Raw genomic sequence first — 19,382 nt, 5'->3', positions numbered from 1 at the left:
CCCCTGCGCAGGCTCAGTTGATCGAGAAACCGGGATTGGCCGAAGCCTGTTCCCTGGCCGTCTTCTTGCGCCGATCCGCGGGATCGGCATTGGCGCCAGGCGGTGCGAAACCGGGAGCGGGCGGCAGGACGCCTGCCGGCGGCGGCGCCATCGTCGGAACGGGGCGCCTGTCGCCCGTCTTGCCATCGAAGCTCTGCGCGCCGAGCACGCCCTGCACGTCGGTCGGCTGGCGATAGCCATCGGTCGGCGAGGCCATCTGGCTCGCCGACACAGGCTTCACCAGATAGGGCGTCACGATGATCACCAGCTCCGTTTCCTGGCGTTGATAGCTGCGCGAACGGAACAGCGCGCCGAGGATCGGCAGGTCGCCGAGGCCCGGCGCCTTGTCGATCGTGTTGTTCGTGGTCTGGCTCAGCAGGCCGCCGATCATGAAGCTCTGGCCCGAACCGAGCTCCACCGTCGTCTCGGCACGGCGGGTGGTGAGGCCGGGAATGGTATAGCCCTGGATCGTCACCGAGCTGGTGGTGAGCTGCGACACCTCAGGGCGGACGCGCATCGAGATCCGGCCGTTGGAGAGCACGGTAGGCGTGAAGGCGAGGCTGACGCCATATTGCTTATATTCGATCGTGGTGACGCCCTGATATTGCGGCACGGGGATCGGAATCTCGCCACCGGCGAGGAAGCTCGCGGTTTCGCCGGACAGCGCCGTCAGATTGGGCTCGGCCAGGACGTTGGCCATGCCGTCATTTTCGGCGAGATCCAGCGTGGAGAGAATGTCGAGCCCGAGCAGGTGGCCGGCCATGCCGATCGTAGTCGCGCTGGTGGCGGCGTTGAAGGCATAGGAGGTCGCCCCCTTCGGCAGGCCGGTGCTCGAATTGGAGTCGGTGATCGTGCCGATCGTGCCGGCGTTGCCGCGGCTCACGCCGAACAGGAAGCCGCCGCTGCGGTCGCGCGTCAGCAGGTTCACGCCGATTGACTTCACGAAATCGCGATTCACCTCGGCGATACGCACCTGGAGATTGACCTGCATCGGCGTGGTCGAGCGGATCTGGTTGACGATCTCGAACTGCTTGCCGACCAGCGCCTGGGTCAGCCGTTGCGCCTGTTCGACATCGTCGGGCGCGGACACCGTGCCGGTGAGCAGGACGAGGCCGTTCATCACCGTGGCCTTGATGCCGCTGTCGGGCATGGCCATGTTCAGCATCTGCTGGACGCTGCCGATATTCTGCCCGACGCGGACATTTGCCGAATAGACGACGCCGCCTGCCTTGTTCGTGGCGTAGACGGTCGTCTCGCCGGCATCCTTGCCGAACACGTAGATCTGACGGGAGGAGCGGACCTGGACGTCGGCGATCTTGTCGCTGGCGACGAACAGGTCCGAGATCGGCCCGGGCAGGTTGATGAGCTGGCCCCGTCCGGTCGAAAGCGTGATCGTCTCGCGGGGCGGTGCGGTACGGGACGGGCCGCTGGCCGGGCGGGCCTTGGCGCGATAGGGCACGGCGCCGATCGGGCTCGACGCGCCCACTACCAGTCCGATGGCGAGGCCTGCGGCGATCAGCGTGCCGAGCGTGCCATTTTTGAGCGTGGATTTCGCCAGCATCTTATTTGCCTTTCAGCGGAACCATGGTGACGGCGTCACCGCGCACGACGCGGACGGCCGGGCCGCTCACTTCGGCCACGGGGCCGGGGCCGGAGCCGGCAGGGGCCTTGGTCGGGACGGTGCTGCGCTGGAAGCGCGAGACATCGGCGCCAACCGTGTAGGTCGTGCCGGTGTCACTCGGCCGTGCGGCCACTTCGAGCAGCATGGACTTTTCGGCCTTGGGATCGGTGCCTTCAGGAACCTTCACCTCGCCGGCGGCGATCGCACGCTCCAGTTCGGCGGTGTTATCGGCGATCGAGCGCAGCGAGAGCGAGAGCTGGCCGATCGTCTGGGCGACGGCGATTTTCTCGGCGATCTTCGGCGTGGCTTCCAGCGTGACGGTGGAGAAGGTCTTGACGTCGGTCTTGCCCTCCGCGTCCTCCTTGGTCGTCCGCTGGTCGGTCGCCAGCACGCGCAGGTTGCGAATCACCGTCTCGGACACCTTGAGCGGCGGGCCATCGCCACCCCCGGTCACGTCCTGGGTGAGGACGAGATCGACGCGATCGCCGGGGAAGACGAAGCCGGCCACGCCGCTCTGCGCGGATACCGGCACCGTGACGGCACGCATGCCAGGACCGAGCGCTGCGGCGAGGAAGCCGCGGTCGCCAGGCGCGACGAGCGCGCCCTGGGTGAGAGGCTGGCCCGCGGTGACGGCATAGCGCACCACCGTGCCGGCAAGCTTCTGCGGATCCTGATTGCCGCGCAGATAATAAGCGTCCTGGATCAAATCCTTGGGCCACGGCTGGAACCGGAACGACTCCGGCCCGATGATCGTGCCGACCGGCAGGGTACGGGTAGCGACCAGCACTTCCGGCCCCGTCGGCACGGATTGCGGCACCGCGCTGGCCAGCGGCGCGGAGGCACCGCTGAACAGGTTCCGGGCCGTGACGGCCGAAATCAGGGCCACCACCAAAGCCCCGACGAGGAGCGCTATTCTTTTGACATCCATGACGCGGACCGTCCCCCTGACGACCTAATTGCTCTGATCGTGCTTAATCAGGCGAAGTGGTTAAGATATCGTTCGGCTATTATGAGCAGCCCCGCGAAGGCGATCGCCACACCGTAGGGAACCTCCGGTTCTTCCTTCGATTGCCGGACCAGCCTGGCGATCAGCATGACGAGGGTGATCGCGCCGCCAGCCAACGCCATCACGGTGAGCAGCAGCATCAGCTGCGCCGGCAGCAGCCAGAGGCTGAGCGCGGTGAGCAGCTTCACGTCGCCTCCGCCCATCCAGCCGAACATGAAGAAGATCGAGAAGACCACGAATATGCCGCCAGCGATCGCCAGTTCGATCGGCACGCCCGGCCAGAGCGAGATATCGGTCGCCCACCACCAGGGCACCGCCAGCAACGCGATGGTTGCGTTCAGCGCATTTGGGATTGTGCGGCTGCGGATATCGCCCCATGCGGCAACCAGCAGCAGCAAGCCGAGCAGCAACGGCAACAGGGCGACGGCGAGATCTTTCATGGACGTGACGGTAAGCATTACCAATTTAGAAACCGTAACCATGGCGGTAGCGATTACCCATGCGCCATGACGTCGCGATCGTCGGCGCAGGCATGGCGGGTGCCAGCCTCGCCGCGGCTCTGGCGCCGCATCTGCGCGTCGTTCTGATCGAGGCGGAGGAGCGGCCAGGTTATCACGCCACGGGCCGATCGGCAGCTTTCTGGCAGGAAACCTATGGTGGGCCGGACGTCCAGCCGCTCACCGCCGCATCGGGCGCCTGGCTCGAGCGGGAAGGTTTTCTCTCGCCGCGCGGCGCGCTCTACATCGCCCGATTCGGCGAGGAGGCGCGGCTCGACGCGCTGCGGGAGGAGTTTGCAGCGAACGGCGTGCTGCTGGAGGAACGGGATCGCGCCGAGCTCGACGCGGCGGTGCCGGGCCTGCGGGGCCATTGGGTGGCGGGGCTTGCCGAGCCGAGCTGCCGGGACATCGACGTTGCCGGTCTCCACGCCTTGTACCTGCGCGCGGCGGCGAGGGACGGAGCCGAGCTGCGCTGCGATTCGCTCCTTCTCTCGGCGAGGCGGGACGGCGGTGTCTGGCGGATCGAGACGCGCTCCGGCCCGATCGAAGCGGACAGGCTGGTCAACGCGGCCGGCGCCTGGGCGGACGAGGTCGCGTCGCTGGCCGGCGTGCGCCCGATCGGCATCGCGCCGCTGCGCCGGACGATGGTTCCGCTGCTGGTCGATCCGCCTGCGGCGGCGACCATGCCGCTGGTCGAGGAAATTGGCGGCAGCTTCTACTTCAAGCCGGAAGCAGGCGGCCGCATCTGGCTGTCGCCGCACGACGAATCGCCGAGCCCGCCCTGCGATGCCGCGCCGGAAGAGCTGGATGTGGCAATTGCGATCGACCGGCTGGAGCAGGCGGTCGACTGGCGAATCGTCCGGCACGAACGGCCTTGGGCGGGGCTGCGCAGCTTCGCGCCGGACCGGATCCCGGTCTATGGCCCGGATCCCGTGGTGCCAGGCTTCTTCTGGTTTGCCGGCCAGGGCGGCTTCGGCATCCAGACCGCCCCGGCGGCAGCCCAGATCGGTGCTGCGCTGCTGTTGGGCGGCACGCTGCCGGAAAGCGTGCGCAGCATCGATGCGGCGCGCTACGCGCCCGATCGATTCGGCGGATAGGCTGCGCGCGGGGCCGCAGTATCGGACGACGTCCGCGCTATTTGCTCCGCTAGGGAGTCGATTTTCGTGCCTGACCTGATGGGCGGCCGGCGATCTTCAATGCCGCTTGGCCAGCGCCAGGCGGATGCCGAAGCCGATGAAGAAGATGCCGGTCAGCCGGTCCAGCGCGCGGATCACCGGTGGGCGGGCGAGGAAGCGGCCGAGCGGGATGGTCGCAGCGATCAGCAGGGCGAACCACAGCATGCCGAGCAGGACATGGATGCAGGCGAGCAGGAAGGAGAAGCCCGCGACGTTCACCCCGGCCGGCACGAACTGCGGCAGGAAGGTCACGTAGAAGATACCGACCTTGGGATTGAGGATGTTGGACAGATAGCCTCGAATGAGGTCTCCGCGCGTGCCGCTTCCCGTGGCCGGCGCCGAATTGAGGGTCAGCCGGTCCCGCGGCTTCAGCACGAGATGGACGCCCAGCCAGAGGAGATAGGCCGCGCCGGCCCATTTCAGCAGCGTGAAGGCATATTCGGAGGCGGCGAGCAGGGCGCCGAGCCCCAGCGACACTGCCGCGCCCCAGCTCAGGCAGCCGAGTGCGATGCCGATCGCAGCAAGAAAGCGCGGCGCGCGCCGCCGGCTGCCGCGGTGCGCAGCACCAGCGCGGTATCGACGCCGGGAGTGATCGACAGCAGCATTGCCGCTGCCGCAAAGGCGACGACGGACTGAAGGATCGTCATCCTGCCCTGGCTAGCGGCGCCCGACGGCGAGCGCAGCGTCGCTGGCCAGCCGGTCGGCGCGTTCATTGTCCGGATGGCCGGCATGGCCTTTCACCCATGTCCACTCGACGCGATGGGGCGCAGCGGCGGCGAGCAGTTCCTGCCAGAGATCGGCATTCTTCACCGGCTTGCGGTCGGCTGTCTTCCAGCCATTCTTGCGCCAGCCATGAATCCATTTGGTGAGGCCGTCCATCACATAGCGGCTGTCGGTGGAAAGCTGCACGCGGCAGGGCTTCTTCAGCGCCTCGAGCGCACGGATCGCGGCCATCAGTTCCATGCGATTGTTGGTCGTGGGGGTCTCGCCGCCGGAAAGTTCCTTCTCGTGCGTGCCCGACCGGATGACCGCGCCCCAACCGCCGGGGCCGGGATTGCCTTTGCAGGCGCCATCGGTCGCGATCTCGACAAGGGTAAGCTCGGCATCGCTCACAGCGTAAATCCTTCCGCATAGAAATCCAGCCGACGGAGGAAGGCGAGCGGATCCTTGCGCGTTACCAGTGCATCGGCCGGCGTGTTGAGCCAGTCCCAGGCACGGGTGAGCAGGAAACGCAGGCTGGCGCCCCGCGCAAGGATCGGGAAAGCGGCACGCTCGGCATCGCTCAGCCCGAAGCTCTCCTCATAGCCAGCGATCAGCGCGGCGGAGAGATCGTCATGGAAGCCGGTGCCGTCATTCTCGAAGGTCCAGGCTGCATGGGTGACGGCCACGTCCCAGGCGCGGATCTCTGTGCAGGCGAAATAGAAGTCGATCAGCCCACCGACCTCTTCGCCCAGCATCAGCACATTGTCGGTGAACAGATCGGCATGGATCGCCGCTTGCGGCAGGCCCGCCGGCCAATGGGCGGAGAGGAAGGCCAGTTCCGCATCGACGCGCGCCTTGAGCCCATGCGAAATAGCATCGAGATCGTCGCCGCAGCGCGCCGCGAGCGTATGCCAGCCGTCGAGGCCGAGCGTATTGGGACGCGTCCCGGTGAAATCGGTGAGCGCCGCATGCATGCGGCCCAGCGCCGCGCCGGTCGAACGGGCCTGGGCAGGGGTTGGGTGGCTCACCGAGACGCCGGGCAGGAATTCGATCAGGCAGGCGGGGCGGCCGCACAGCTGCTGGATCTGCACGCCTTCGCGATCCCGCAGCGCGCGCGGCACCGCGACGCCCTTGTCCGCGAGATGATCGAGCAGCGCCATGAAGAAAGGCAGGTCCGCCGCGTCGACGCGCTTTTCGTACAGCGTCAGGATGAAGCGCGCGTTGCTCGTGTCCACCAGATAGTTGCTGTTTTCGACCCCCTCCGCGATGCCCTTGGCGGAAACGAGCGTGCCAACATCGTAGCGCGCGAGCAACGCCTCCATCTCCTCGGCTGAAACATGCGTGTAGACGGCCAAGTTAGTCCCCCAGTCTGATCGCGCGGCGCCTATGGCGCGCCGTATCGGCGCGGCGCCTATGCGTCAGAATCGAGGTGGTGGCAAACCGCAGGCCGACGGATCAGGCCGGTGGCGCGGGTCAGGCGGCTTCGACCATGCGGGGCAGCTTGAACACCATGTTCTCGACGGTGGTTTCGACCTCGTCCTCGACGATCCGGTATCGGGTAGCGAGCGCGTCGACGACCTCGCGCACCAATATCTCGGGCGCTGACGCACCTGCGGTGATGCCGAGCACGGAAACGCCGTCCAGCCAGTCGAAATCGATCTCGCTGGCGCGCTGGATCAGCGTGGCCCGCACGCCATTGCGTTCGGCCACCTCGACGAGACGCAGCGAGTTGGACGAATTGGGCGCCCCGATTACCAGCATCGCATCGCAATGCGCGGCGATCGCCTTCACCGCCTTCTGCCGATTGGAGGTCGCATAGCAGATGTCTTCGCCGCGAGGACCCTGGATGCTGGGAAAGCGGCGTTTCAGCGTCGCGACGATTTCCGCGGTATCGTCGACGGAGAGGGTCGTTTGCGTCAGGAAGGCCAGGGCAGCGACGTCGTCGGGCTGGATCGATTCCGCATCGGCGGCGGTTTCGACCAGTGTCATGCGCCCTTCGGGTACCTGACCGAACGTGCCGATCACCTCCGGGTGATTCTGATGGCCAATGAACAATATGTGCTTTCCGGCCTCCACCAGCCGTTCCGCCTGGCGATGGACCTTCGAAACGAGCGGGCAGGTGGCATCGACATAGGAAAGGCCCCGCTCGGCAGCCTTGTTCGGCACGGCCTTGGGCACGCCGTGCGCGGAGAAGACGACCGGTGCGCCGTCCGGAACTTCGTCCAGCTCCTCCACGAAGATCGCGCCCTTGTCGCGGAGGCTGTCGACCACGTAGCGATTGTGCACGATCTCGTGGCGAACATAGACGGGGGCGCCGAATTTCTCGATCGCCAGCTCGACGATGCGGATCGCGCGATCGACGCCGGCGCAGAAGCCACGCGGCGCGGCGATCTTCAGCCGGAGCGGTGGCAGGGCGGTGGAGGTTTCGGCCATATGCCCTCGCTCTACGCGATTGCTTGCCTGCACGAAAGGCGCTTCCTATGATCCCGGCCGTTTCGGGACGGCGGCCGCCGTTCTGTGCCATTTTGAGGATGCCCCGTGCCCAATCCCAGACTGCTCGCTCTTTCCCTCGGCCTCCTCGCCCTCGCCGGGTGCAAGAGTGACAATATGTTCGACGAGACGGGGGGGCTGAAGATCACACGGTCGGCCTGCCCAGCGCTCGCGGTGCCGGCCTATACCGGGGACATCACGCTCTTCGATCCGCCCTCCAGCCGCGATGCGCGGTCGATCGACGTGGTGGCGCAGATCACGGATCTGCGCGGTAATTGCGTCGAGGGCGATACCCATCTCAACACCGCCGCCACCTTCCAGGTGCAGGCACGCCGGGCGAACGGCAGCGGTGCGCGCGACGTGGTGCTGCCCTATTTCGCGACCGTGATGCGTGCCGGCACCGTCGTCGTTTCCAAGCAGGTCGGGCAGATCCGCCTGCACTTCAACGATGGCGAACTACGGACAACGGTGACCGGTCAGGCCACCGCGGACGTTTCGCGCGCCGCTGCCACGCTGCCCGACGAGGTGGAGCGCAAGATCACGCGCAAGCGCAAGGCCGGCGATGCCGATGCCGCGATCGATCCGATGTCGGATCCTGCCGTCCGGGCGATCGTGAGCCGCGCGAGCTTCGAGCTGCTGGTCGGTTTCCAGCTCACCCAGGATCAGCTCGCCTACAACGCCACGCGCTGAGACCAGCGGCTTTCTCCCATCGTGGCCGATAGGGGGATCATGTCTCATTCTTCGGGGCAACGGCCTTATCCACCGGAATCTTTCCCGCGAGGTTGACTCGACTCGTTCGCCGGGCCAAGCGTGGAGGCGTCGCCGGCGGGGAACCGCCGATGGCCGCGCGGGAGAGCGTTCCGGATCCAGATCCGGAGCCGCCGAAGGAGCAACCGCCCCGGAATCTCTCAGGTCGAAGGACCGCGTGGGCATGATGCGACACTCTGGAAAGCGTTCCGGCCGATGGCCGGGACCACCGAAGGGGTAAGCGCGGGCCTGCGTCCGCGCGAAAGCTCTCAGGTTCCGTGACAGAGGGGGCGATGGAAGAGGGTGGGCCATATCGGCCCCGGACCTCCGCCGTCGTCGACCGTCATGGAGGAACCGCGTGAGCGAAGAGCAGGACATTCCGATTCAGACGCTGCCGCTGGACGGCTGGCATCGGGCGCAGGGCGCGCGCATGGTTCCGTTCGCGGGCTATTCGATGCCGATCCAATATGAAGGCATCATCGCCGAGCATCTCTGGACGCGCAGTTCCGCGGGCCTGTTCGACGTCAGCCATATGGGCCAGCTGCTGCTTTCGGGCGAGGGCGTGGACGAGGCGCTGGAGGCGCTGCTGCCGGCCGACGTGAAAGGCATCGGCCTCGGTCGAATGCGCTATTCATTGCTGCTCGACGAGGAGGGCGGCATCCTCGACGATCTCATGCTCAGCCGCTGGCTTGGCGGCATCTACATCGTCGTCAACGGCGCGGTGAAATATGACGATATCGCGCATTTCCACGAGCATCTGCCGGAGACGGTGACGCTCAATCACATGGACGACCGCGCGCTCCTGGCGCTGCAGGGGCCGAAGGCCTTCGACGCGCTGGTGCGGCACGTCACGGGGGATCATCCGCTTGCGGCGCTGGGCTTCATGACCGGCGGCCGCTTCGCGATCGGTGGTGTCGACGCCTGGATCAGCCGCTCCGGTTATACCGGCGAGGATGGCTTCGAGATCTCGATCCCCGCCGAATCGGCGGAGCGAATCGCCACGCTGCTGTGTGGCGAGCCGGAAGTGAAGCCGATCGGCCTCGGCGCCCGTGATTCCCTGCGCCTGGAGGCGGGCCTGCCGCTCTATGGCCATGATCTGGATCCCGGAACAACCCCGGTGGCGGCGGATCTCGGCTTCGCCTTGTCCAAGCGGCGGCGCGAGGAGGGCGGTTTCCCCGGCCATGCCCGCATCATGCGGGAGCGGGCGGACGGCCCGGCGACGAAGCGGGTCGGCCTCGCCGTCGAGGGGCGCCAGCCCGTGCGCGAGGGCGCTGTGGTGCTGGATGCGGACGGCGGCGAAGTCGGAAAGGTCACTTCGGGCGGCTTCTCGCCCAGCCTGCAGCAGCCGATCGCCATGGCCTATGTGCCTGCCGCGATGGCAGCGCCCGGCACCGCGATCCGCCTCGGCCAGCGTGGCAAGATCTTTACTGGCACGGTCACGCCGATGCCGTTCGTCCCCCATAATTATGTGCGCAAGGGAGCCTGACTGATGACGCTCTATTTCACCAAGGAGCATGAGTGGATCGCCGTCGATGGCGGCAGCGCGACCGTCGGCATCACCGATTATGCCCAGGCCCAGCTCGGGGACATCGTGTTCGTCGAGGTGCCGGTGGCCGGCACCGCCGTCGAGAAAGGCAAGGAAGCCGCGGTCGTCGAATCGGTAAAGGCCGCTTCGGACGTCTATGCGCCGGTGAGCGGGACGGTGACCGAATCCAACGGCGCGCTGTCCGACGATCCGGCGCTGGTGAACACCGCGCCCGAAAGCGACGGCTGGTTCTTCAAGCTGGCCCTCGCCGATCCGTCCGAGCTCGACGGGTTGATGGACGCCGACGGCTACAAGGCGTTCTGCGAGAGTCTGTGATGTCATGACTCCCCTCCCGCAAAGGAGGGGATGGGGGTAGGTGGCGAGCGCAGCGCGCCTCCGGCCTCCGAAGCGAAGAGCGTCCTCGCGGGCACCGAGCCCGCTCGGCCGCGACCCACCCCAAGCCCCTCCCTTGCAGGGAGGGGGGAGACGTGCCGATGCGATATCTTCCTCTTCAGCCTTCCGACCGCCAGGCGATGCTCGGCGCGATCGGTGCCGCGTCGATCGACGATCTGTTCCGCGACGTGCCCGAGGCGGCGCGGCTTTCCGGGCCGATCGAAGGATTGCCGCTGCACGCCTCCGAGATGGCGGTGGAACGGCAGCTCAAGGCGCTGGCCAATCGCAATCTTGCGGCCGGCGATGCGCCCTTCTTCCTCGGTGCCGGTGCCTATCGCCACCATGTGCCGGCGAGCGTCGATCATCTGATCCAGCGCGGTGAGTTCCTGACTGCCTACACGCCCTATCAGCCGGAAATCGCGCAGGGCACGCTGCAGGTGCTGTTCGAGTTCCAGACCCAGGTCGCGCGGCTCACGGGATGCGAGGTGGCCAACGCCTCCATGTACGACGGCTCGACCGCCTGTTGGGAGGCGATCGGCATGGCGCGCCGGATCACGCGGCGCGGCAAGGCGCTGCTCTCGGCCGGCCTCCATCCGCATTATGTGTCGGTCGCGAAGACGATGGCGAAGTTCACCGGCGACGCGTTGGAAACCGCGCTGCCCGATCTGACGCCGGGCGCGCCGGGGGACGATATCGAACGGCTGATCGCGGCGATCGACGGCGACACCAGCTGCGTCGTCGTGCAGAATCCGAACATCTTCGGCCATGTCGCCGACCTGTCCGAGCTCGCCGCGCGGGCGCACGAGAAGGGTGCGTTGCTGATCGCGGTGGTGACGGAACCGGTGTCGCTCGGCGCGATCCGTTCCCCCGGCGAGATGGGGGCGGACATCGTTGTGGGCGAGGGCCAGTCGCTCGGCGTCGGCCTGCAGTTCGGCGGGCCCTATGTCGGCCTGTTCGCGACGCGCGAGAAGTTTGTGCGGCAGATGCCGGGCCGGCTTGCAGGCGAGACGGTGGATGCGGACGGCAAGCGCGGTTTCGTGCTCACCTTGTCGACGCGCGAGCAGCATATCCGGCGCGAGAAGGCGACGTCTAACATCTGCACCAATTCGGGGCTGTGCGCGCTCGCCTTCACCATCCATCTCAGCATGCTCGGCGAGGTCGGCCTGCGCCGCCTGGCCGAGGCCAATCATCTGAAGGCGGTCGCAGCGGCCGATCGGCTGGCCGCGGTTCCCGGCGTCGAGCTGGTCAACGGCCCCTTCTTCAACGAGTTCGTGTTGCGGCTGGATCGTGAGGCGCGGCCGCTGGTGCGGGCGCTGGCCGATCGCGGCATCCTCGGAGGCGTGGCGCTGGGGCGGCTCTATCCCGGTTCCGAGAGCCTTGCGAACGGCATGGTGGTGGCCGTCACCGAGACGGCGAGCGACGAGGATGTGGCGGCCCTGGCCGGTGCACTGGCGGAGGAACTGGCATGAGCGTGAATGCGAGCGGCTGGCGGCCGGAAATGGGCGACGCCTCGGGCGGTGGCGCGGTGGAGACCTTCACCGGAAATCGCGCGCTGATGCTGGAGGAGCCGCTGATCTTCGAGATTGGCGGAACGGCGCGTACCGGCGTCGATATCGACGTGCCGGCGGGCGGCGCGTCGCGGCTTGGCGGGCTGGAGCGTAGCCGGCCGATCGGTCTGCCGGGCCTCACCGAGCCTGAGGCCGTGCGCCATTATACCCGCCTCAGCCGGCAGAATTACGCGATCGACCTCGGGCTCTTTCCGCTCGGCTCCTGCACGATGAAGCATAATCCGCGGCTCAACGAGCGCATGGCGCGGCTGCCGGGCTTCGCCGACATCCATCCGCTCCAGCCGGTCGATACGGTGCAGGGCGGGTTGGCGCTGATCCATCTGGTCGGCGAATGGCTGGTCAAGCTCACCGGCATGACCGCCGTCGCGATGAGCCCCAAGGCGGGCGCGCATGGCGAACTGTGCGGCCTGCTCGCCATCCGTTCGGCGCTGGAGGCGCGGGGCGATGCACGGCGCGTGATCCTTGTTCCCGAAAGCGCGCATGGCACCAATCCGGCGACCGCCGCCTTCTGCGGCTATGCGGTGGAGAATATTCCCGCAACGGCAGAAGGCCGCGTCGATCTCGCGGCGCTCCAGGCGCGGCTCGGGCCGGACGTGGCGGCGGTGATGATCACCAATCCCAACACCTGCGGCCTGTTCGAGCGCGACATGAAGGCGATCTCGGACGCGGTTCACGCAGCCGGCGCGCTGGTCTATTGCGACGGCGCCAATTTCAACGCGATCGTCGGCCGGGTGCGCCCCGGCGACCTCGGCGTCGATGCGATGCATATCAACCTGCACAAGACCTTTTCCACCCCGCATGGCGGGGGCGGCCCCGGCGCGGGGCCGGTGGTGCTCTCCGCCGCGCTCGCCCCCTATGCGCCGCTGCCCTTCATCGAGCGGCAGGGCGATCGCTTCGTGCTGATCGAGGAGGAGACCGCGGAAGACCATCATGGCGACAGCTTCGGCCGCATGGTCGCCTTCCACGGCCAGATGGGCATGTTCGTGCGCGCGGCTGCCTATATGCTGAGCCATGGCGCCGACGGGCTGCGCCAGGTTGCCGAAGACGCGGTACTCAACGCCAATTACGTGCTGCGCAGCCTCGAGGACGTGCTGGATGCGCCCTTCGCCGCGAGCGGGCCGTGCATGCACGAGGCGCTCTTCTCCGACGAGGGCATGGCCGAAGGCTTCACCACGCTCGACATCGCCAAGGGGCTGATCGACGAGGGTTTTCACCCGATGACCATGTATTTCCCGCTGGTCGTCCACGGCGCCATGCTGGTCGAGCCGACCGAGACGGAGAGCAAGGCCGCGCTCGATCAGTTCATCGGCGCGCTGCGATCGGTGGCGAACCGGGCGCGGCAGGGCGATCCCGCGCTCAAGGGCGCGCCGCATCTCGCGCCGCGTCGCCGGCTCGACGAAACGGCCGCCGCGCGCAAGCCCGTGCTGGTCTGGCGCGAGCCGGAGGTCGCCGAAGCGGCCGAATAGGCCGCCATCGCGAATCGGGCCATTCCGCCGAAACAACCCGGGCGGGATGGCGTTTGCGTTGATGGCAATCTCGTTCTCATCCGACATGGCCCACAGCCGGCCGTTTCGGAAGCGTATCTCCTTGTGAGCATCTTGACGTCTTCGGCCCGGAATGAAAAGCTGTCCCAAAAAGCGCAAAGGGGCAGAGGAGCTGGGATGGACGTCTCGTTCAAGTCGAGAACCGTCAGGGTTGCTACGCAAACGGCAGTTGCAGACCTGACATCGCAATTCGTTCGGGAGACGGTGGATACCGTCTACAAGATGCCGCTGCATACCATCTCACTGCAGCAGCTTCCGCTGCCGCGGATGGCTTTGGCGCGCTATCGGCTGCCGCATTTCAAGCAGGATTTTCAGCAGATCGGCCGAATGATGCTGCTGCCCGCCGAAGTGCCGCTGGAAGTCCAGCATTCGAGCGGCCCCAACGAAATCGTCAGCTGCCAATTCTCGCAGGAGACGTTTCGCACCTATGCGGCAGACATCGACATTTATGATCGCCGCCTGCTCGAAGGCTATATCGACCTCAAGCAGACCAACGTCGCCAATGCGCTGATCCGGCTTGGCCAGGAGCTGCGCACGCCCGGCCTCGGGCATCGCACGATGATCGATATCCTCACCAGCATGGTGATCATCGAGCTGGCGCGTTTCCTCAACGAGCAGCCGACGCAGGCGACGCTGTACAGCGGCGGCCTGTCCCGCCGGCAGCTCCGCCTGATCACCGATTTCGTCGAGGGCCAGGAAAACAGCCCCTCGCTGCAGGAACTGAGCGAAATCGCCGGGATCAGCCGCCGCCATCTCACCCGCGCCTTCAAGCAGACCACCGGCAAGACGGTGTACAGCTATATCGAGGACGTAAGGCTCAAGAAGGCGCAGGCGCTGCTCGCCGATACCGAATGGCTGATGAAGGACATCGCCTATCGGCTGGGCTTCTCCAGCTCGAGCAGCTTCTCGCTCGCCTTCCGCAAGCTTTCGGGCGAGACCCCGCAGGATTATCGCCGCCGCACCCGCCAGCATCGCGCATCCGACGCAGGCCGCGAGACCCGGCACTGACGGGCCGGCGGCTTCCGCCCAAGCGGAGCGGCCAAAGGAAGATTTCCGGACAAGGAACGCCGCGCGCATCATCGCGCGGTGGGCGGCGGCCTTGCTGCCCCTCCGGAATCCCGGCACATCCCCGGCGAGGGAGAGGCGCCTAGACATGCCGGAACAGGCATGAGGCGGCGCGCGGACGGGAAAGCCGGATGGTGGCTGCAAGCGCGGAAACGGTCTTCGATGTCGTGGTGGTGGGCTCCGGCGCGGGCGGCATGACGGCGGCGATCCGCGCCGCCGATCTCGGCGCGTCGGTGCTCGTGGTCGAGAAGGCGGACGTCTATGGCGGCACCTCCGCCACGTCGGGCGGCGGACTCTGGATCCCGTGCAATCATCTGATGCCCGGCGTCGGCATACCGGACGACCGCGAATCCGCCATGGCCTATATGCGCGCGCTTGCCGGCAACGACGTGCCCGAGGCGAACATCGCCGCCTTCGTCGATACCGGCCACCACATGTTGCGCTGGCTGCACGAGGCGACCGAGGTCCGCTACATCGCCATGCAGCATTATGCGGACTATTATCAGGAGCAGCCCGGATCGCGAACCGGCGGCCGCTCGATCGATCCGCTTTCCTACGATGCGCGCCGGCTGGGGCGCGATTTCGATCGGTTGCAGGCGCAGCACCGCCAGGTCCGCGTCATGGGGCTCATGGGCTATACCAACAGCGAGGGTGCGATCCTGCTGAGCAAGGCGCCGGGCTGGCGCAAGGTCATTGCGGGGCTGGTCTGGCGCTATGCCAGCGACGTGCCCGGGCGCCTGCGTTCTATGCGCTCGCGCCGGCTGACGATGGGCAACGCCCTGGTCGGCGGGCTGCGCCGCGCGATGCTCGACCGCGACATTCCGCTATGGCTGGGCAGCCCGGCCGGCGCCCTCGCCATCGAGGATGGCCGCGTGACGGGGCTCACCGTGATGCGCGGCGGCAAGCCGGTGCAGGTCGTCGCGCGCAAGGGCGTGATCCTCGCCTCGGGCGGGTTCGAGCATGATCAGGCGCTGCGCGAGGCGCATCTGCCACGGCCTACCGACGAGCGCTGGTCCGCCGCATCGCCGGGCAATCGCGGCGACATGCTGCGCGCGGCGGAGGCGATCGGCGCCGGCACGCATCTGCTCGACGAGGCCTGGTGGAGCCCGACCATCACCCTGCCGGGCGAGGACCGCGCCCGCGCGTTGTTCACCGAACGCTCGATGCCGGGCGCGATCGTGGTAAATCGTGCGGGGCAGCGCTTCTTCAACGAATCGACCGCCTATACCGCGGCTGCGCAGGCGATGTTCGCCCCCGGCAACCTGCCGGCCTGGCTGCTGTTCGACGCGCGCTATCGGCGCGAATATCCGTTCGGACCGTTGCTGCCGGGTGGCATGCATCTCGACTGGATGCAGAAGCGCTCGGTACGCCGCGACCTGCTGACCCAGGCGCCGAGCCTCGGCGAGTTGGCGGGCAAGCTCGGCGTGGATCCGGCGGCGCTGGAGGCGACGGTGGCACGCTTCAACGGCTTTGCCAGGGCCGGCAAGGACGAGGATTTCCAGCGCGGCGAGAACAGCTACGACCTGATCTACGGCGATGTCCGGATCGGCCCCAATCCCTGCCTTGCGCCGCTCGTCGAGCCGCCTTTCTACGGCATCGAGATCCATGCCGGCGACATCGGCACCAAGGGCGGGGTCGCCTGCGATGCGAATGCGCAGGTGCTGGACAAGGCGGGCCGGCCGATCGCCGGCCTCTATGCGGTCGGCAACGTCTCGGCCTCGGTGACCGGGCGCTATTATCCCGGCGCGGGGGCGACGCTCGGGCCGGCGATGACATTCGGCTATCGCGCCGCCGGGCATGTGTGCGGCGTGCCGATGGAAACGGGAGGACTATGATGAGCCTGATCCGGCGCCTGGCGGACATAGATGGGTTCGATCTTTCCACCGAGGTGGCGATCGTCGGCCTCGGCGGTGCGGGCGCCTGCGCGGCGATAGAGGCCCGCCGCGCAGGCCGCGAGGTGATGCTGTTCGAGCGGTCGAGCGGCGGCGGCGGATCGACCATGCTCTCGGCCTGCGAAATGTATCTCGGCGGCAGCGGCGGGACGACGATCCACAAGGCGCTCGGCATCGAGGATACGAGCGAGAATTTTCGGGCCTATTTGATGGAATGCTTCGGCGACAATTGCGATCCCGCGCGGATCGACATGTTCGTCGAGGGCGCGGCCGCCCATTTCGATTGGATGGAGGCGAACGGCGTCCCTTACAACCGCCGCCTGTTCGACGGGCGTGACGTTGTCGCGATGACCGGCGATTCGCTGCAATATTCGGGAAACGAGCGGGTCTATCCCTTCTCCGCGGTCGCCAAGCCCGTGCCGCGCGCGCATCTGCCCGCCGATGCCGACCATAATGGCGGCCAGGTGCTGATGGGCGCGCTGATCAAGGAGGTGCATCGCATCGGCACCGACGTGCGCTATGACGCACGCGCCACTGCGCTGATCCAGGACGATGACGGGAGGGTTCGCGGCCTGGTCGTCCGCATGGACAATCGCGACGTCTTCGTCGAGGCGACGCGCGGCGTGATCCTGTGCGCCGGCGGCTTCGTGATGAACGAGCAGATGACCGCGCAGCATATTCCGGCCTATGCCAAGGTCGGCCTGCGCCACGGCAATCCGGGCGACATGGGTGACGGCATATTGATGGGCGTCGCGGCCGGCGGCCAGGCGATCAACATGGGCGAGGCGTTCATCTGCGTCGCGAGCTATCCGCCCGCGGACCTCACCTACGGCATCTTCGTCAACAATAGCGGCCAGCGCTTCGTCGCCGAGGACAGCTATATCGGCCGCATCGGTGCCGCGATCCTGAAGCAGGACAGGGCCGAGGCCTATATGTTCATCGACAACCGCAATTTCGCGCGGCCGGAATATATGAATGGCACCGAGATCGTGGCGGTCGGCGAGACGGTGGAGGAGGTAGAGCGCGAGAGCCCGCTGCCGCCTGGCATGCTCCAGCACACCGTAGCCTATTACAATGCGCATGCGGCGAAGGGCGAGGACCCGCTGTTCCGCAAGGCGCCGCGCTGGCTGCAGCCCTTCGATACGGCGCCCTATGCGCTGATCAGCTATCATCTGCGCGACATCAGCCCGCATATCTTCACGCTCGGCGGGCTCGACGTGCTGGCGACCGGCGAGGTGGTGACGCCGAACACGCGCAAACCCATTCCCGGCCTCTATGCCGCCGGCCGCACCGTGGCGGGCATCCCGCGCACCTCGGCGGGCTATGCCAGCGGAATGTCCGTGGCGGACGTGACCTTCTTCGGCCGGGCGGCGGGGCGCCAGGCCGCCGCGGCCGAGCCGGTGGCGTCCGAGGGGGTGCTGGCCAAGGCGTGACGCAGATTCCGTTTCACCGTTGGGGCTGAGCCTGTCGAAGCCCTCCCTTTCTCTTCAGGCCACTGAAAGAAAGAAGGAAAGGGCTTCGACAGGCTCAGCCCGAACGGGGAGGGGAAGCATGAGAGGAGTGGATATGTCGCAGACCGAAGATCTCGCCGCCCTCGTCGCCCGCCTGTCGGATCGGGTGCGCGAGTTGGAGGATGCCGAGCGGATCCGCGAGCTGCAGCAGGGCTATTGGCGCGCGATCGACCTGAAGCAGCCGGAAGTGCTGCGCGATCTGTTCGCGCCCGGCGAGATCCATATCGAGTTCGAGGACATGCCGGTCTGGCGCGATCGCGACGCCTTCGTGCAGTTCTTCATCGACCTCGGCATGGATCCGGCGCGGCAGGAAAATCATTTCGGGCTCAATCCGATCATCCGTTTCGAAGGACCGGACGCGGCGACCGCGACCTGGCGGCTCCACATGTTCGCCTATAATTATGACACGCGCACGGTGATCCGCATCTCCGGTCTCTATGACGCACGCTATGCGCGAAGCGACGGACGCTGGTGGATCACCGGCCTCTTCTTCAAGCGCCATTCCATCCTGAGCGAGCAGGTCGGCGGCGACGGCGCGATCTCGGCGCCGGATTTCGGCGTCGTCTCGGCGGAGGCCGCGGCGCATCTGTTCGGGGAGCCGGCATGATCGATCTCTACGGGGTGGTCAGCCCGAATGTGCAGAAGGTCGCGATCATGTTGGAGGAGACGGGCCTTGCCTATCGCCTGCGCCACGTCGCGATCTTTTCCGGCGCGCAGTTCGAGCCCGCGTTCGAGGCACTGAGCCCCAATCACAAGGTTCCGGTGATCGTCGACCAGGACGGCCCCGGCGGTACGCCGGCGACGGTGTTCGAGAGCGGCGCGATCCTGATCTATCTCGCCGAGAAAGCGAGATGGGGGTTGTCCGCGGATCCGATCGCGCGCTCCACCGAGTTGCAATGGTTGATGCTGCAGATGAGTTCGTTCGGGCCGATGATCGGGCAATATGTCCACTTCCTGCGCTATGCGCCGCCGGGCAGCGATTATGCGCTCGATCGCTATACGAGCCAGGTTCGCGATCTGTTTGCGGTGATCGATCGCCGGCTGGGAGCGGCGCCCTATCTCGGCGGCGATGCCTATTCGATCGCCGACATCTCCGTGCTGCCCTGCGTGCGCGGGGCGATCCTCTTCTTCCCCTGGTTCGCGGACGGCGGTGAAGCGGCGCTGGCGGCGGCGCACCCGTCGATCGGCCGCTGGTATCGCGAGCTTTCGGCACGGCCTGCCTTCGATCGCGCGGTCGCTTCGCTGGATGCGTTGCGTGCGCAGGACGAGGCGGTTCTGGCCGCTTGTGGCGAGGAGGATTGGGATCGATTTCTCAAGCGCGGCCGCTATGCGGTGGCCGGTTGAACGATCACGCGCGAACCGCAATCTACCCCAATGATTGCAGGCGCTGCACGAAATCTCGATGGCCATTTCACCCATCTGCGACCCGCTTTCGTTCGACAGCACGGGGTGTCTGGTCTAAGGCCGCGCGATGACCGATCGTCTCGAAACGCCGCTTCTTGATACCGTTGACACGCCGGAGGATCTGCGGGGGCTGGAGCCTGGGCAGTTGCGGCAGCTTGCGGACGAGCTTCGCAGCGAGATGATTTCTGCGGTGGGAGTGACGG

At 66.9% G+C, this 19,382-nt stretch carries 20 protein-coding genes and 2 riboswitches; of the genes, 12 read left to right on the top strand and 8 right to left on the bottom strand.

Annotation, left to right across the window (positions count from 1 at the left end):
- Positions 1–13 precede the first annotated feature (13 nt).
- From GQY20_RS06220 to GQY20_RS06210, 3 genes are read right to left on the bottom strand one after another with little or no spacing between them, the layout of a single operon-like run.
- A complete protein-coding gene (locus GQY20_RS06220; RefSeq protein ID WP_157216214.1) occupies positions 14–1,600 on the bottom strand; it encodes a type II and III secretion system protein family protein in 1,587 nt (528 codons plus the stop codon).
- Between the two features lies 1 nt (position 1,601).
- On the bottom strand, positions 1,602–2,588 hold the full coding sequence (cpaB, locus tag GQY20_RS06215; protein WP_157216213.1) for a Flp pilus assembly protein CpaB: 987 nt from the start codon (positions 2,586–2,588) through the stop codon (positions 1,602–1,604).
- A gap of 47 nt (positions 2,589–2,635) precedes the next feature.
- Positions 2,636–3,106 (bottom strand): A24 family peptidase, encoded by a 471-nt coding sequence (locus GQY20_RS06210; protein WP_157216212.1) that lies wholly within the window; start codon positions 3,104–3,106, stop codon positions 2,636–2,638.
- Between the two features lie 59 nt (positions 3,107–3,165).
- Between GQY20_RS06210 and GQY20_RS06205 the strand changes: the two genes are divergently transcribed.
- Positions 3,166–4,260: an NAD(P)/FAD-dependent oxidoreductase gene (locus GQY20_RS06205; protein ID WP_157216211.1), complete on the top strand. Its 1,095-nt coding sequence runs from the start codon at positions 3,166–3,168 to the stop codon at positions 4,258–4,260.
- A 96-nt stretch (positions 4,261–4,356) separates the two neighbouring features.
- On the opposite strand, the gene GQY20_RS06200 is transcribed toward GQY20_RS06205, so the two are convergent.
- The 5 genes from GQY20_RS06200 to ispH all read right to left on the bottom strand — a co-directional run bounded on the left by GQY20_RS06200 (position 4,357) and on the right by ispH (position 7,473).
- On the bottom strand, positions 4,357–4,833 hold the full coding sequence (locus tag GQY20_RS06200; RefSeq protein ID WP_232475971.1) for a LysE family translocator: 477 nt from the start codon (positions 4,831–4,833) through the stop codon (positions 4,357–4,359).
- A complete protein-coding gene (locus tag GQY20_RS32470) occupies positions 4,830–4,985 on the bottom strand; it encodes a hypothetical protein (protein ID WP_232475916.1) in 156 nt (51 codons plus the stop codon). Before GQY20_RS32470 ends, GQY20_RS06200 begins: the two co-directional genes overlap by 4 nt.
- Positions 4,986–4,995: 10 nt before the next feature.
- A complete protein-coding gene (gene rnhA, locus GQY20_RS06195; protein ID WP_157216210.1) occupies positions 4,996–5,451 on the bottom strand; it encodes a ribonuclease HI in 456 nt (151 codons plus the stop codon).
- Positions 5,448–6,395, bottom strand: a complete 948-nt coding sequence (gene thrB, locus GQY20_RS06190) for a homoserine kinase (RefSeq protein WP_157216209.1) — start codon at positions 6,393–6,395, stop codon at positions 5,448–5,450. Before thrB ends, rnhA begins: the two co-directional genes overlap by 4 nt.
- 118 nt (positions 6,396–6,513) lie before the next feature.
- Positions 6,514–7,473 carry a 4-hydroxy-3-methylbut-2-enyl diphosphate reductase gene (gene ispH / locus GQY20_RS06185; protein ID WP_157216208.1) on the bottom strand — a complete coding sequence of 320 codons (960 nt, stop codon included), beginning with the start codon at positions 7,471–7,473 and terminating at the stop codon, positions 6,514–6,516.
- Between the two features lie 105 nt (positions 7,474–7,578).
- On the opposite strand from ispH, the gene GQY20_RS06180 reads away from it, so the two are divergent.
- The 11 genes from GQY20_RS06180 to GQY20_RS32795 form a co-directional block, all read left to right on the top strand.
- The gene (locus GQY20_RS06180) at positions 7,579–8,220 is read left to right on the top strand and encodes a hypothetical protein (RefSeq protein WP_157216207.1); all 642 of its coding nucleotides are present in this window, start codon (positions 7,579–7,581) and stop codon (positions 8,218–8,220) included.
- A gap of 148 nt (positions 8,221–8,368) precedes the next feature.
- Positions 8,369–8,464: riboswitch (glycine riboswitch) on the top strand.
- Positions 8,465–8,572, top strand: a riboswitch (glycine riboswitch).
- Positions 8,573–8,635: 63 nt separating this feature from the next.
- On the top strand, positions 8,636–9,763 hold the full coding sequence (gene gcvT / locus GQY20_RS06175; protein WP_157216206.1) for a glycine cleavage system aminomethyltransferase GcvT: 1,128 nt from the start codon (positions 8,636–8,638) through the stop codon (positions 9,761–9,763).
- 3 nt (positions 9,764–9,766) lie between these two features.
- Entirely contained in the window at positions 9,767–10,138 is a 372-nt protein-coding gene (gene gcvH / locus GQY20_RS06170; RefSeq protein WP_157216205.1) for a glycine cleavage system protein GcvH, read from the top strand.
- Positions 10,139–10,296: 158 nt separating this feature from the next.
- Positions 10,297–11,664, top strand: a complete 1,368-nt coding sequence (gene gcvPA / locus GQY20_RS06165; RefSeq protein WP_157216204.1) for an aminomethyl-transferring glycine dehydrogenase subunit GcvPA — start codon at positions 10,297–10,299, stop codon at positions 11,662–11,664.
- Positions 11,661–13,229 carry an aminomethyl-transferring glycine dehydrogenase subunit GcvPB gene (gcvPB, locus tag GQY20_RS06160; RefSeq protein WP_157216203.1) on the top strand — a complete coding sequence of 523 codons (1,569 nt, stop codon included), beginning with the start codon at positions 11,661–11,663 and terminating at the stop codon, positions 13,227–13,229. Before gcvPA ends, gcvPB begins: the two co-directional genes overlap by 4 nt.
- 282 nt (positions 13,230–13,511) lie before the next feature.
- Positions 13,512–14,315, top strand: coding sequence for a helix-turn-helix transcriptional regulator (locus GQY20_RS06155; protein ID WP_157216202.1), 804 nt, complete (start codon positions 13,512–13,514; stop codon positions 14,313–14,315).
- Positions 14,316–14,503: 188 nt separating this feature from the next.
- Complete coding sequence (locus GQY20_RS06150) at positions 14,504–16,207, top strand: FAD-dependent oxidoreductase (RefSeq protein ID WP_157216201.1); 1,704 nt, start codon at positions 14,504–14,506, stop codon at positions 16,205–16,207.
- Positions 16,207–17,697: an FAD-dependent oxidoreductase gene (locus GQY20_RS06145; RefSeq protein WP_198350855.1), complete on the top strand. Its 1,491-nt coding sequence runs from the start codon at positions 16,207–16,209 to the stop codon at positions 17,695–17,697. Before GQY20_RS06150 ends, GQY20_RS06145 begins: the two co-directional genes overlap by 1 nt.
- Before the next feature lie 133 nt (positions 17,698–17,830).
- The gene (locus GQY20_RS06140) at positions 17,831–18,382 is read left to right on the top strand and encodes a nuclear transport factor 2 family protein (protein WP_157216199.1); all 552 of its coding nucleotides are present in this window, start codon (positions 17,831–17,833) and stop codon (positions 18,380–18,382) included.
- On the top strand, positions 18,379–19,119 hold the full coding sequence (locus tag GQY20_RS06135) for a glutathione S-transferase family protein (protein ID WP_157216198.1): 741 nt from the start codon (positions 18,379–18,381) through the stop codon (positions 19,117–19,119). The genes GQY20_RS06140 and GQY20_RS06135 overlap by 4 nt, the downstream gene beginning before the upstream one ends.
- A 127-nt stretch (positions 19,120–19,246) precedes the next feature.
- Positions 19,247–19,382: 1-deoxy-D-xylulose-5-phosphate synthase N-terminal domain-containing protein (locus GQY20_RS32795; protein WP_157216197.1), on the top strand; the 136-nt coding region annotated here is incomplete at its 3' end.

This window comes from Flavisphingomonas formosensis, from assembly GCF_009755815.1.
GTDB lineage: Bacteria > Pseudomonadota > Alphaproteobacteria > Sphingomonadales > Sphingomonadaceae > Flavisphingomonas > Flavisphingomonas formosensis.
The sequence above is the reverse complement of the archived record's forward strand: the minus strand, read 5'-3'. Positions and strand labels throughout refer to the sequence as shown.

Excerpts from the sequence above, each read along its gene's own strand:
- cpaB (WP_157216213.1), bottom strand. The coding sequence starts at position 2,588 with ATGGATGTCAAAAGAATAGCGCTCCTCGTCGGGGCTTTGGTGGTGGCC.
- gcvPA (WP_157216204.1), top strand. The coding sequence starts at position 10,297 with ATGCGATATCTTCCTCTTCAGCCTTCCGACCGCCAGGCGATGCTCGGC.
- GQY20_RS06150 (WP_157216201.1), top strand. The coding sequence starts at position 14,504 with ATGGTGGCTGCAAGCGCGGAAACGGTCTTCGATGTCGTGGTGGTGGGC.
- gcvH (WP_157216205.1), top strand. The coding sequence starts at position 9,767 with ATGACGCTCTATTTCACCAAGGAGCATGAGTGGATCGCCGTCGATGGC.
- GQY20_RS06210 (WP_157216212.1), bottom strand. The coding sequence starts at position 3,106 with ATGAAAGATCTCGCCGTCGCCCTGTTGCCGTTGCTGCTCGGCTTGCTG.
- GQY20_RS06135 (WP_157216198.1), top strand. The coding sequence starts at position 18,379 with ATGATCGATCTCTACGGGGTGGTCAGCCCGAATGTGCAGAAGGTCGCG.
- ispH (WP_157216208.1), bottom strand. The coding sequence starts at position 7,473 with ATGGCCGAAACCTCCACCGCCCTGCCACCGCTCCGGCTGAAGATCGCC.
- GQY20_RS06145 (WP_198350855.1), top strand. The coding sequence starts at position 16,207 with ATGAGCCTGATCCGGCGCCTGGCGGACATAGATGGGTTCGATCTTTCC.
- GQY20_RS06220 (WP_157216214.1), bottom strand. The coding sequence starts at position 1,600 with ATGCTGGCGAAATCCACGCTCAAAAATGGCACGCTCGGCACGCTGATC.
- GQY20_RS06205 (WP_157216211.1), top strand. The coding sequence starts at position 3,166 with ATGCGCCATGACGTCGCGATCGTCGGCGCAGGCATGGCGGGTGCCAGC.
- GQY20_RS32470 (WP_232475916.1), bottom strand. The coding sequence starts at position 4,985 with ATGACGATCCTTCAGTCCGTCGTCGCCTTTGCGGCAGCGGCAATGCTG.
- GQY20_RS06140 (WP_157216199.1), top strand. The coding sequence starts at position 17,831 with ATGTCGCAGACCGAAGATCTCGCCGCCCTCGTCGCCCGCCTGTCGGAT.
- gcvPB (WP_157216203.1), top strand. The coding sequence starts at position 11,661 with ATGAGCGTGAATGCGAGCGGCTGGCGGCCGGAAATGGGCGACGCCTCG.